General features: G+C 36.1%; 14 protein-coding genes. 10 read left to right on the top strand and 4 right to left on the bottom strand.

The genetic code is table 11. From position 1 onward, the window contains the following. Positions 1-7: 7 nt before the first annotated feature. A complete protein-coding gene (gene rimM, locus BZG01_RS11710) occupies positions 8-550 on the top strand; it encodes a ribosome maturation factor RimM (protein ID WP_101310025.1) in 543 nt (180 codons plus the stop codon). Positions 551-624: 74 nt separating this feature from the next. Here rimM and BZG01_RS11705 read toward each other — a convergent pair whose 3' ends face one another. Beyond that, complete coding sequence (locus BZG01_RS11705) at positions 625-1,047, bottom strand: acyl-CoA thioesterase (protein WP_180327299.1); 423 nt, start codon at positions 1,045-1,047, stop codon at positions 625-627. A gap of 223 nt (positions 1,048-1,270) precedes the next feature. On the opposite strand from BZG01_RS11705, the gene BZG01_RS11700 reads away from it, so the two are divergent. Then, positions 1,271-1,990, top strand: a complete 720-nt coding sequence (locus BZG01_RS11700) for a head GIN domain-containing protein (protein ID WP_180327298.1) — start codon at positions 1,271-1,273, stop codon at positions 1,988-1,990. A 35-nt stretch (positions 1,991-2,025) separates the two neighbouring features. Here BZG01_RS11700 and BZG01_RS11695 read toward each other — a convergent pair whose 3' ends face one another. Beyond that, positions 2,026-2,589 (bottom strand): L-threonylcarbamoyladenylate synthase, encoded by a 564-nt coding sequence (locus BZG01_RS11695; RefSeq protein ID WP_101310022.1) that lies wholly within the window; start codon positions 2,587-2,589, stop codon positions 2,026-2,028. A gap of 95 nt (positions 2,590-2,684) precedes the next feature. Beyond that, positions 2,685-3,503, bottom strand: a complete 819-nt coding sequence (locus tag BZG01_RS11690; protein WP_101310021.1) for a 2,3,4,5-tetrahydropyridine-2,6-dicarboxylate N-succinyltransferase — start codon at positions 3,501-3,503, stop codon at positions 2,685-2,687. A 274-nt stretch (positions 3,504-3,777) separates the two neighbouring features. On the opposite strand from BZG01_RS11690, the gene BZG01_RS11685 reads away from it, so the two are divergent. The 3 genes from BZG01_RS11685 (at position 3,778) to BZG01_RS11675 (ending at position 6,329) form a co-directional block, all read left to right on the top strand. Beyond that, a complete protein-coding gene (locus tag BZG01_RS11685; protein WP_101310020.1) occupies positions 3,778-4,521 on the top strand; it encodes a uracil-DNA glycosylase in 744 nt (247 codons plus the stop codon). A gap of 110 nt (positions 4,522-4,631) precedes the next feature. Continuing rightward, a complete protein-coding gene (locus BZG01_RS11680; RefSeq protein ID WP_143470892.1) occupies positions 4,632-5,474 on the top strand; it encodes a carboxypeptidase-like regulatory domain-containing protein in 843 nt (280 codons plus the stop codon). A 21-nt stretch (positions 5,475-5,495) separates the two neighbouring features. Beyond that, positions 5,496-6,329, top strand: a complete 834-nt coding sequence (locus BZG01_RS11675; RefSeq protein ID WP_101310018.1) for a carboxypeptidase-like regulatory domain-containing protein — start codon at positions 5,496-5,498, stop codon at positions 6,327-6,329. Here BZG01_RS11675 and cls read toward each other — a convergent pair. Beyond that, a complete protein-coding gene (gene cls, locus BZG01_RS11670) occupies positions 6,313-7,785 on the bottom strand; it encodes a cardiolipin synthase (protein WP_101310017.1) in 1,473 nt (490 codons plus the stop codon). The two genes, BZG01_RS11675 and cls, sit on opposite strands and share 17 nt — an antisense overlap. A 164-nt stretch (positions 7,786-7,949) precedes the next feature. Here cls and prmC point away from each other — a divergent pair, with 164 nt between their 5' ends. The 5 genes from prmC to prfB all read left to right on the top strand — a co-directional run bounded on the left by prmC (position 7,950) and on the right by prfB (position 13,073). After that, complete coding sequence (gene prmC, locus BZG01_RS11665; RefSeq protein WP_101310016.1) at positions 7,950-8,813, top strand: peptide chain release factor N(5)-glutamine methyltransferase; 864 nt, start codon at positions 7,950-7,952, stop codon at positions 8,811-8,813. Beyond that, positions 8,813-9,304 carry a regulatory protein RecX gene (locus BZG01_RS11660; RefSeq protein WP_180327297.1) on the top strand — a complete coding sequence of 164 codons (492 nt, stop codon included), beginning with the start codon at positions 8,813-8,815 and terminating at the stop codon, positions 9,302-9,304. Before prmC ends, BZG01_RS11660 begins: the two co-directional genes overlap by 1 nt. Before the next feature lie 74 nt (positions 9,305-9,378). Continuing rightward, positions 9,379-10,788, top strand: coding sequence for an LPP20 family lipoprotein (locus BZG01_RS11655; protein ID WP_101310014.1), 1,410 nt, complete (start codon positions 9,379-9,381; stop codon positions 10,786-10,788). 155 nt (positions 10,789-10,943) lie between these two features. Beyond that, positions 10,944-11,543 (top strand): hypothetical protein, encoded by a 600-nt coding sequence (locus BZG01_RS11650; RefSeq protein ID WP_101310013.1) that lies wholly within the window; start codon positions 10,944-10,946, stop codon positions 11,541-11,543. Between the two features lie 431 nt (positions 11,544-11,974). Next, positions 11,975-13,073 (top strand): peptide chain release factor 2 gene (gene prfB, locus BZG01_RS11645; RefSeq protein WP_143470891.1). Its coding sequence is split into 2 segments (ribosomal slippage): positions 11,975-12,037 and positions 12,039-13,073, totalling 1,098 coding nucleotides; the frame shifts between segments, so codons are not numbered across the junction. Positions 13,074-13,082 lie beyond the last annotated feature (9 nt).

Here is a 13,082-nt window from a genome sequence, read left to right as displayed (position 1 = left end):
TGAATGCATGCTTAAAATAGAGGATTGCTATCTTGCCGGAACATTTACTAAAACTCATGGAGTTAAAGGCGAATTAGTTGCCAGGAAAAACAGCAACCTTCTTGAAAAAAATAAATTGGAATCAGTTTTTGTCGATATCGACGGAGGACTGGTTCCTTTTTTTATTCCTAAAAACGGAATTACTCCCCGAAATCATTCTACAGTTCGTATTGTTATAGAAGATCTGGATTCGGAAGCGAAGGCACAGCGATTTATTGGCTGTGATATTTACATTCCCATGAAGGATGCTCCGGAATTTATTGAAGAAGCGGATGATCTTGATCCGAATTTGCTGATTGGTTTCCTGTACATTGATGAGGAAAAAGGTGAATTGGGGGAAATTGAGGATATTCAGGATTACTCGGGAAACATTGTTTTGGTTATTTCGGTTAATAACCAGGAAGTTTTGATTCCTTTTGCCGAAGAAAACTTCATTGAAATAAATGAGGAAAATAAAACCATCACTATGGAAACTCCCGATGGTCTTATCGATATGTATCTTAGTGAATAAATCACTTCATGTTCTACTGCATTACAAAACTTATTTTCCTGTAACCTGCTAATTAAAAATCTGTTATCTGTATATTATTTAATTAACAGCTCTCCTTCGAACTCAAGAATTCTAATTTTTAAGGTTTCCGGAACTTTTATGCTTTCTCCTAATTTTTGACTGTAGGCTACCATTACCTGTGATGTTTTGGTTTTAATCTCGCCTGTTTTTAAATCGACAATATTCTGGTACATTCCTACACTTTTATTGCCAATCCGAAAAATTTTTGTTTGCACTTCAATTTTATCACTCAGGGTGATGGATGACAAATAATCTATCTCCAAATGAGCTACGATTAATGCTGATTCGTTCCAATCAATTACTTCCCCATATACTTGCTGAAAATAATCCATTCGTGCCAAATCGAGGTAGCTTAACTGCACTCCGTTATTCGCATGTCCGATTAAATCGATATCGCCAAAGCGGATTTGTATTTTCTTTTTGTGCTTGAATTCCATTGTGCTAATTTTTATGCGAATGTATATACAAATTGTGAAAAGAATCAATGAGATGCAGGTTTTTATGATTTTTTTAAGGTGCACTACTGTTCCTAAGTATACTTTGTATGTTTTAAACTTAGTTACTCGAATATTTAAAGCATTAAAATATTTCTTAGTGCAACTTTTCGCCAACTTGTTCGTCATTTATTAGAACATGATTTTTTATCTAAAACTAATTTATATGAACACAAAACGTATTACTTCCCTGCTGGCAGTTTTTGCTCTTGTTTTTAGTGGTAGTTTAGCCTTTGCCCAAAAAACAGAAACCCGGAATATTGGATCATTCGAATCAGTTAGTCTTGCCATTCATGCCAAGGTATTTATCACTCAGGAAAATTCTACTTCGGTAAAAATGAAAGGCGATGCTGATGATTTAGAAGAAATTATTACTGAAGTTGAAAATGGAACTCTGAAAATTAAGCGCAAAAAAAATAAAAGCTGGGGCTGGAACAATTCATTCAAAAATATTGAAGTGCATATTTCTTCCTCGCAAATAAAAAATTTAAGCATTTCCGGATCGGGTAACATTGTCGCCAAAAGCCCAATAGAAACTACCAATGCGAAATATGCAATCAGCGGAAGCGGCAATATTTTTATTGAAGATTTATCTGCCGAAAATGTTGAGTGTCATATTTCCGGTTCGGGAGATATTAATCTAAAAGGTAATGGATTGAAAGAACTTGAAATTCACATTAGTGGTTCGGGTGATGTTGATGCAGGTAATTTGAAATCTGAAAACGTAAGCGTTCGCGTATCGGGCTCGGGAGATTGTAAGGTGTATGCAACAAAAAACCTAAATGCAAGAGTAGCTGGCAGCGGTGACATTTACTACCGCGGAAAACCGGACTCCCTGGATTCAAAATCCGCAGGTTCCGGTCACATAAAATCAATTGGAATGTAAAAAATATATTCGTAGGGAAACAGAATACTGTATCCCTACGGTCTTATAATTTGAATCTCGCCTCCCAATCCAATTTTAATGATACTGGAAGCTTTGCATTTTTCCATATCCTCTTGCCGGTATTCCACAATATAATCCACCGCTTCTTTTATTTCATCACCAATCTCGTAAAAGTTGGCAGGCGAAACGTCTCCACTTCTATTTGCTGAAGTAGAAACAATGGGTTTCTTAAATCGTTGAATCAAATTTTGTGTAAACTCTTCATTGGTAATTCGAATACCAATGGTTCCATCTGAATTAATCAGATTTGGCGCCAGATTTTTCGCACCGGGATAAATCAGAGTCATCGGCTGATCATTCGTATCAATTAAATCCCAGGCAATTTCCGGAACCTCATCAACATAGGAATTCAGGCGATTGGGATTCTCCATTAAAACCAGCATGGCTTTGGAATCTTCCCTGTTCTTAATTTCATAAACTCTTTTTACCGCTTCAGGATTTGTTGCATCGCATCCTATTCCCCAGATAGTATCGGTAGGATATAGAATAACTCCACCAGCGTGAAGTACTTCCAAAGCTTTTTTAATGTCGTTGTGCATTTCTAATTTGTTAGTATTCTTTCAAATCATTAGAAACAAATGAGTAATCAACTTTCATTGATTACTCATTATTGATTTATTCATCATTAATTAAACTATACCGCTACATTGTATTCACGCAATGCATCGTTCAACGAAGTCTTTAAATCTGTTGATGGTTTTCTTTTTCCGATGATCAAAGCACAAGGAACCTGATAATCCCCTGCAGGAAACTTCTTGGTTCTTGTTCCTGGAATCACTACCGAACGAGCCGGAATAAATCCGCTGTACTCAACAGGTTCTTCGCCTGTTACATCTATAATTCTTGTTGATCCGGTAAGCACTACATTAGCTCCCAAAACAACTTCTTTTTCTAAATGAACTCCTTCAACAACAATGCAGCGTGAGCCAATAAAACAATTGTCTTCGATGATTACCGGAGCAGCTTGAATCGGTTCTAAAACACCGCCAATACCAACACCACCGCTAAGGTGAACATGTTTTCCAATCTGAGCACAAGATCCTACTGTTGCCCATGTGTCGACCATGGTTCCTTCGCCCACATAAGCACCAATATTAACGTATGATGGCATCATTACCACATCTCTGGCGATAAAAGCTCCGTATCGTGCCACTGCATGAGGAACAACCCGAACTCCCAGTTCAGCATAGTTGGTTTTCAATGCCATTTTATCGTGGAATTCAAATGGACCGACTTCAATAGTTTCCATTTTACGAATTGGGAAATAAAGTATTACGGCTTTTTTCACCCACTCATTTACTTGCCATCCATCTGCCAGTGGTTCTGCAGTGCGAAGAACTCCTTTGTCCAACAATTCAATTACTTCTTCTATGTTTTTTTGTACTGCAGGAGTACTCAAAAGTGACCGGTCGTCCCATGCAGCTTCAATGCTTTCTCTCAATTTCTGGTACATAATCAGTTGTATCTTATCTATTTTGGTTAATTAGCTAACAAAACTAGTCAAAAAGAATAAAAGTAGAAAGGTCTGCAAGAGCCTAAAAAGTCGAAAAGTAAAACAGTCTAACCAATTGTAAAATTGACTGTTCCAAAAATGAATCAAAATAAGATCTAAATTTACGCAGTCACCTGAAAAACAGCCAATATTCCTGCTGATGCAATTTTTAACTTATTATTATTAATTAATAATTGCATTTACTATTTTTGAGACTACAAAAACAATTATCAAAATGCATAAATCTACTTTCCTTTCTCAACTGTCAATACACCAAAGCTGGACTACTTTTCTATCAGAAGAAATTATTTGCTTGATTAAGGACATCGAAAAATCAATTCACATTGAAAAATCCACTCCAAAGTCAAATTTAACGCTGCGCTTTTTAGAAATGGATTTGAATAAAATACCGGTTGTAATTTTAGGACAGGATCCATATCCTCAAGCAGGAGTTGCTACCGGAAGAGCTTTTGAAGTGAATGGATTAAACTCGTGGCATGATAAATTTCGTAATGTATCGTTAAAAAATATTCTGCGCTGCATTTATAAGGCTGCAACGAATGAGGAACGTAAATATTCCGAAATTAAGAGTCAGCTTAACGAAGGTGACCAATTGGTGATGGATAATGATTTTAAGATACTCCCCCCCAATCAACTGTTTAAATATTGGTCGGAACACGAAAATGTACTCTTGCTAAATACAGCCTTTACCTGCGAAATAGGCAAACCAAATTCGCACACCAAACTTTGGGCTCCGTTTACTCAAAAATTACTGCAATTTATTGCCGCATCGAATCCTGAAATGGTTTGGTTCTTATGGGGTAACAACGCTCACCAAGTGGTAAAAAACATTAAAATTTCCAATAAAATAGAGACCACTCATCCAATGATGTGTTATCAACGTGAAAATGATATTCTTTATGGTCATATAAATCCGTTTCAAAAAACCAGCCAACTAGTCAACTGGACAGGCAGATAGATCGTTATCACAATATTAATTTGGGTTAAAGTCTGTTAAAAAATGTAACAATTTCAGCATTCATTAAGATTGAAACCTATCTTTAGCGTTAAATAAAAAAATCGACCCAATTGAAAACAAGTTTACTAACCCTATTTCTCACATTATTCTTTGCCTTCGGAGTCTTTGCTCAGGAAGAAATGAATGATGAAAGTTTTATTGTATCCGGAAAGGTAATAAATGCTGAAAATCTGGAAGGTGTTTCCTTTGCTAACGTAAATCTTCAAGGAACTAATTGGGGAATTGTATGTGACAGCGCCGGTTTTTTCCGCTTACGAATTCATCCCGATCAAAATTTAAGAATATCTGCTCTCGGATTTAAAGAACAATCTGTGAGTATTACTCCTCCACAAGCTGAAGAAGAGGAAGTTTTTCAAGAAATATTCATGGAACAGGGAAGTATTCTGCTTAATGAAGTAAGCATTTACTCATTGGGAACCTGGAGCCAGTTTAAAGAAAATTTTATTAAGACCGATGCCCCCGAAGAAGAAAATATAGCTGCGTCGTTTGATTTTGGAAACTTGAAACTTGCACAGGCGGAAGCCAATACGTTGAGCAGACAGGGTTTTGGATTCAATCTACTCGATGGAATTAGTGCAATAAAATCTATTGGACAGAAAAGAAGAGCTCGAAAAGGAATTGTAGAAATGACTGATTGGCAACTTCGGATTCTTCAGCAAAAATACAACAAAGAAGTAATTGCTGAATTAACTCACGAATCTGGTTTTAGATTAGATCAGTTAATGGAGTATATTAATTCGAAGCAGAATTTCACATATCAAACCAGTGAAATGTATATAGGAGTAAGAATTCAACAACTTTACACAGATTTTTTACAGGAAAAACCACAGTTTGAGAACGATCTGAGCTTTACTGATTCTTTAGGTACCATAAGAAACCATCTGCGCCCTTAAACAATGAATTAAACTCTTCTCATGAAATTAAAGAGGGTATTGTACATTTCATTAGTTCTAGTTCTTAGCTCCCGTTACTGCTCTTTTTCGGAAGACTCTAAAAGAGATTCCATTATCAGCATTTCCGGGCAAATTCTCCATTCGGAAAGTTTAACTCCTATTCCATTGGCCACCGTTAGTATAGAAAGAACACGCAGAGGAATTATCTGCGATAGCCTTGGCGTTTTTCATCTGCAAATTCAGCAGTACGATACACTTCGAATTAGTGCTTTAGGGTATAAAGCAATTGATTGGGCGGTTCCATTCATTTTTAATGTCGATTTTCCTCCATTTTTTCAAATTAAATTGGAAGACATTTCCTATTTATTAGATGAAGTGAATATTTATGCATTGGGAACCTGGGATGAGTTTAAGGAAGATTTCATCAAAACCAAACTGGAAGAAAAGGATCCAATTAATAAAAGCATTATGAAACAATTGGCTCCCTACAATACGAAAAAACCAAATATTGTTCCTGCTCAATACCGCCCCAAAAGAGATGGTAAAATGGGCGTTTTAGGTGCAATTTTTGCACCCACAGATTTTTTGTACAGCAAATTGAGCAAATCAGAAAAATCGAAAAAGCAATTATCCAAAATAATAAGAAACGAAGGCAAGACAAAAAAGATCAGTTCGAAATACAATGCTAAGATAGTGGCTGATGCAACAGGTTTAGAGGGGGAAGAATTACTGAAATTTATGGAATATGCAGGATCGGAGATTAAAGTGACTCCAAATTCTTCAGAGTACTACGTGATGAAACAAATCCTGTTTTTATTTAAAAGATATCAGGAAGAAACTACAAAAGTGGAGTAAATAACCGGGCCATTGATTCTTTCACTCTTTGACGTTTGGATCGATTCTGCCATTCCTGCAAATGCAATTCTTCGCTGTCTTCCAAATCAGCCAAAAAGCGCGCCCGCAATTCCAAAGTGGTCTCCTCATCGTAAATCAAGGCATTTACTTCAAAATTTTGTTCAAAACTCCTTACATCCATATTTGCTGTTCCAACCGTTGCCATTATTCCATCCACCATCATTATCTTGCTGTGATTAAACCCTCCTTTGTAAAAAAAGATTCTCACACCTGCCTCCAGCAATTCTTCAATGTAGGAAAGTGTTCCCCAATAGGTCATGAAAGAATCTGATTTATGAGGAAGCAATACACGCACATCAACCCCACTCATTGCAGAAGTTTTTAGTGCCATCAAAATACTGCCGTTCGGCATAAAATATGGCGATGAAATGTACACATTTCTCCTTGCCGAAGTAATGGCCGAGAAATACGCCTGCATGATACTTGCCCAGTCGGAATCGGCTCCGGACGCGGTAATTTGTAACAAACACTTTTGCTTTACTTTCTTGTAAGGAAGATATTTTTCGTCGAGCAAAACCTCTTGTCGAACAAAATACCAATCGATTAAAAATACAATTTGCAAACTGGTAGCTGCTTCGCCGGTAATTTTTAAGTGAGTATCGCGCCACGAGCCAATTTCAGGCAGACCATGAAGATAACGATCAGCAAAATTCAATCCGCCAACAAAGGCAGTTTTCCCATCAATCACAATTATTTTTCGGTGGTTTCGGTAATTCACCCGACTGGTTAAAATAGGGAAACGAACAGGAAGAAAGGCGTGTATCTTCACACCTGCATCTTGTAATAATTTCACATATTCCTTACTTAATTTCCAGCTTCCAACATCATCGTAAATCACACGAACCTCAACCCCTTCTCTTGCTTTTTGCATTAATATTTCGAGCAATTCCGATGCCAACTCTCCATCTTCAATAATATAATACTCCAAATGGATGTGATCCTTCGCTTTCCGCAGAGCTTTGAAAATAGATGGAAATGTTTCCTCACCATCGTTCAGAATTTTCACCCTGTTGTAACCGGTAAGCAATGCTTTTGAATTGTTCAAAAGCAAGGTCATCAAATTCTTTTTTTCATGAATCCGCTCATCCTTCAACCAACGGCTTTTATCCAAATGAAGTTTTTGATCCTGACTCATTACCTGCAGCCACTTCATATCACCCAACTCTTTCATGTTGAACATTTTTCGCTTCCGAAAACTTTGTCCGAAAACCAAATAGGAAATTAAACCAACAACAGGCAAAGAAACTAAAACGAGAATCCACGAAATAGTTTTTAGAGGACTTCTGTTTTCAAGAATTACAATAATTACCGTAGAGATAATGGTGATGACATATAAAACAGCCAACACCTCGAAAAAGTGCATCCAGAATTCTGACCAATTAATTGTTAACAGCATATATCCGACTACTTCAGAAGATTTGTATCTTTGTTAATTTAATAATTTTGAGATATTAGATGTGAGAAATAAGACGGTGATTTACTATTATAAGTAATCAATTACTAATTTTCAATTCCTCTACATTTAAAAGATTCAATTTTGAACCAATATTCTTACGTCAGATGACTCCATCAAACACAATACAATCTACAATAAATTACATAAAAAAAGAACTCGCGGAGTTATATCATGCCCGAGAAACAGAAAGTATGGCATACATTCTTCTTGAGTACGTTCTAAACTATTCAAAATCTCAAATTCAGTTGAATAGATCGGAAAATATTAGCGATGATGATTTTAAACAAATTGCTGTCTATACACAAGAACTTAAAACCAATAAACCAATTCAGTATATTTTAGGTGAAACTGAATTTTACGATCTTACTTTTAAAGTAAATGAGCATACCCTAATTCCCAGACCAGAAACTGAGGAGCTGGTTCATGCAATCATCAATGAGAACAGGCAAGAAGGTTTACACATTTTAGATATAGGAACCGGCAGTGGCTGCATTCCCATTTCACTGGCAAAAAATTTAAAAAATGCTCACGTTTCATCTGCTGATATTTCGGCAGAGGCAATTGAAAAAGCTAAAGAAAATGCCAAATTCAACCAGGTTGATGTTCATTTTTTTCATCGCGATATTCTAAACTGGAAGAATTTTGATTGGGACAATTTTGATATTATTGTGAGCAATCCTCCCTACGTTACCGAAGCAGAAAAGAGTAAAATGGAGAAAAATGTTCTGGATTATGAGCCACATACAGCACTATTTGTAACAGATCACGATCCTTTACTATTTTACAGAACCATCGCAGAACTGGCTCTTCTGCATTTAAAAAAAGGCGGGAAACTTTATTTTGAAATCAACGAAAGTTTGGGAAACGAAATGGTGATACTTTTGAAACAAAAAGGATTCAACAGCATACGTCTAAGATCAGACATCAACGGAAAAACCAGAATGATATCAGCTATAAAACCGCAATGATGGATTACAAAAAGAAGAAAAGGGAAGTCAGCGCCGAATCTGCTTTATCAAAAGTCATGTTTATTTGCAGCAGACAAGAAAAATGCTGCTTTGATATTCGTAAAAAGCTTTGCGAATGGGAAATCTCATCTGCCGATCAGGATCAGATTATTCAAACCTTAATTGACGAGAAATTCCTTAATGATGAACGTTACACCAATTTTTACGTTCGCGATAAATTCCGTTTTAACCGATGGGGACGAATAAAGATCGCTCATCATCTGAAACAAAAACAAATTCCGGAATACATTATCTCTGATGCAATAGATCAATTGGATGAAAGAGAATACACTCAAAATCTTCAAGACATATTATCCGGCAAAATAAAAACCATCCGGGAAGAAGATCCTTATCAACTAAGAGCCAAATTATTCCGGTTTGCACAAGGAAGAGGTTTTGAATCTCAGCTTTCACTTCAGATAATTGATCAATTAATTTCGAAAAAGGACTAAATTTTAAATTAACTTTGGCATCCTTATTGTTTACAATTATTATCTTTAAACTACAAAATTTCAAAATCATAAAAATGATTAAATCTTTACGCACCTTATTGCACTTTTCCATTATTCTTACACTTATAATGAGTTGCTCGCCAAATACGACAGCAGCCAAACGCAGACCTCCGGAATGGGTAAAAGAGCGTCCAATTTCATCAGAATATTATATAGGTATAGCTGTGGTTAAAAAAGATGCCAATGAAACAAGCTATATGCAACTAGCTAAAAATCAGGCTTTACAGGATTTATGTTCTGAAATTTCTATTTCTATTTCGTCCAATTCTGTTCTGCATCAATTCGAAAACAACACGAGTTTTAAAGAAGAGTTTGAAGCAGATATCAGAACATCTCTTGTTCAGGATTTGGAAGGATACGAAATAGTCGCTTCCTGGGACAATAAAAAAGAAGGAGAATATTGGGTTTACTATCAATTGTCAAAAAATCAGTATGCTCTGCTAAAAAGAGTGAAACTGAACAAAGCAAAAAAGCTGTCGCAAAGCTATTTTGAAGAAGGAAAACAATACGAAAACCAACTCGACCTTTTTCAAGCATTAAATTACTATGCCAAATCTCTGAATGCAATAAAAAATCATTTGGATGAAGATCTTAGCGTAATGACATTGGATGGAACTATCAATTTAGGAACAGATATTTACAATTCCATCCAAAACATTTTTAACAGAACTCAACTTACTCCTGAAAAAAAGGCAATTCAACTCGAAATCTCAACTTCACAAAAGGAACCTATTCTGGTAAAAGCTGTTTGGCTGGCCGACGAAGGTGAAAAATTAATTTCTCAATTGCCCTTAAAACTTGAATTTACAGAAGGAGAAGGTATTTTGAATGGAAACGTTTCTACAGACCAATTTGGTTATGCAACTTCTCAATTGTCTAAGGTAACTTCGCGCCAAAAACTGCAGGAAATTACTGTTTCTCTTGATCTTTCATCAATTTTGGATGAAAGCAACGAGAATTACGAATTAAACAAACTCTTCTTCACTGAAGAATCAGCACCTAAAAGTAAAATCATTTTAAATGTAGAGCGACTGAAGGCTTACCTGAATTTTAGCGAAAAAATATTTGGAGAAGATTCTAAACGAGGAATTTTAGAGAACAATTTAAAGAAAGAATTATCTGAAAATTTCTTCTCATTTACAAACAATAAAGATCAGGCCAAAGTTATTCTTGATATCAATACCAATGTAACAAAAGGTGAAATTAAAGAAGGCCGCAACTACAAAGTATATATTGTGTATCTGGATTGTTTTTTCTCGCTTACCGATGTTAAAACAGGCATGGAAATTTTTAACGATGCCATTTATGAAGTGAAAGGCATGAAACCCATTAGCTACGATTATGCAGTGAAAGAAGCTTACGAACAAGCTGTTGATGAAATAAACAACACGATTGTTCCCAAACTAAATCAACTTGATTTATAAGAATAGATTTGAGAGATCACATCTCCATTGAAATAAATTAAATAGTAAAATAATTTAAAAGATAGATATTGAGATTTTCAAAAGAGAAGCATTTGTCAACAATAAAAATCATCTCACTTCTCCCGTCTCATTTCTAAAATCTAAAGCAGAAAAATATGAAAACAAAAAAATTACACAAAAACTTATTCCTTGGATTAGGAATTTTACTGATTGCAGGAATGAGTTCTTGCGGATCGGCTGAAAAAGCAGTTAGTACTAAAGCACAAGGCGAAGAATTGATTGAAGTTTATTGCACCGGACCAGATTACCAAAGTGATAAAAACAATTTTAGAGCTTCTGCTATTGGCGAAAGTTTAGATCAGATGGTATCTAAAAAGAAAGCCGGCACCAATGCACGTGCCGAACTGGCGACACTAATTCAGTCGACAATTAAAGGAACTATTGACAACTACGTGAACTCAACGGAATTAAATAATGTTGAGCAAGTTGAAGAACGTTTTGAAGGTTTAACCCGCGAGGTGATCAACCAACAATTGAACAACATCAAAGTAATTTGCGAAAAGCAAACCAAAACCGGTGAAAACAAATACAAAACATACATTGCCATGGAGATGAGTTCAAAAGATTTGGAGGAAGCAATCAACCAAAAATTATCGCAGGATGACAAGTTAAAAGTTGATTACGATTACGAAAAATTCAAAGAAACTTTTAATGCCGAAATGCAAAAATTAGAGGCTCAGCAAAGAGGATTTTAATAATGAATAATGTTTAAGGATTAATGACTTAAACTTGTTAATACAAACAGCGTATGGATAATTTCATGCGCTGTTTTTATTTTACTAAAACAAAGGTTACTGTAATGAATGCATATAAACAACAACTGATCATTGCTAATTGCTAATTGCTCACTGTTGACTACCTTTACACTTTAATTAATAAATTTCAAAAATGATCACATCAGACCAGCTAAAAAGTTTAGCGGAATGCACAGAAGCGTCGAAAAAAGTGATCTGAGGTATCTTTGACATTGATGCCAAAACAATTCTGATTCCCTCCAATAAATCGGAGCCTTAAATCTTCATCTAAGTATTATTTCTTTTTCCTGAAAACAACATTACACCTTGTTTTCAGATTGTTCCTTCCTCTTTGTTTATTACCTTTACACTTCAATTAATAATTTACAAAAATGATGACATCAGACCAGCTAAAAAGTTTAGCGGAACGCACGGAAGCGTTAAGGAGGTATCTTTGACGTTGATGCCAAAATAATTCAGATACAGGAAGAGGAATTGAGAACCCAGGCTCCCGGATTTTGGGATAACCCCAAAGAGGCTGAAATTCAAATGCGAAAAGTAAGAGGGCTTACATCCTGGGTAGATTCTTACAAGGAAGCAAAAGAAGCAATTGACGACCTGCAGATATTATTCGATTTCGCCAAGGAAGACGAAGCATCACCTGAGGAGGTAGACGAGCAATTTGCAAAAACCCAAGACTTAATTGAAGCTCTTGAACTAAAAAATATGCTCCGGAAAGATGAAGACAAACTGGGAGCCATTCTAAAAATAAATTCGGGTGCCGGTGGAACCGAAAGTTGTGATTGGTGCGAAATGCTTTACCGAATGTATTTAAGGTACGGAGAAGCTCATGGCTACAAAGTAAGCTCTTTGGAATATCAGGAAGGTGACGAAGCCGGAATTAAATCGGCGACTCTCGAATTTGAAGGTGATTTTGCTTACGGATATTTAAAATCGGAAAACGGAGTGCACCGCTTGGTGCGTCTTTCTCCCTTTAATGCGGCCAACAAACGAATGACCACTTTTGCATCGGTCTATGTTTATCCTGCCATTGACGATACCATCGAAATAGAAATAAATCCTGCTGATATCAGTTGGGATACTTTCCGTTCGGGCGGTGCCGGCGGACAAAATGTAAATAAAGTGGAAACAGGTGTGCGGTTACGACATGCTCCTACGGGAATCATTATTGAAAATACCGAAACCCGCTCCCAATTTGGAAACCGTGAAAATGCACTTCGATTGCTGAAATCGCAGCTATATGAATTGGAACTAAGAAAACGTCAGGAAGAAACTGACAAGATTGAAGGTTCTAAAAAGAAAATTGAATGGGGTTCACAAATTCGTTCCTATGTAATGCAACCTTACAAACTGGTTAAGGATGTAAGAACAGGCCACGAAACCTCTAATGTGCAAGCCGTTTTAGATGGTGATTTGGATGGATTCATTAAAGCATTCCTAATGGAATTCAGCGAGGAAGAAAAAAAATAAAAGTAGGGA

The sequence above is a fragment of the Labilibaculum manganireducens genome (assembly GCF_002843385.1).
GTDB classification, from domain to species: domain Bacteria; phylum Bacteroidota; class Bacteroidia; order Bacteroidales; family Marinifilaceae; genus Labilibaculum; species Labilibaculum manganireducens.
This window is presented reverse-complemented; position numbering and strand designations above follow the sequence as displayed.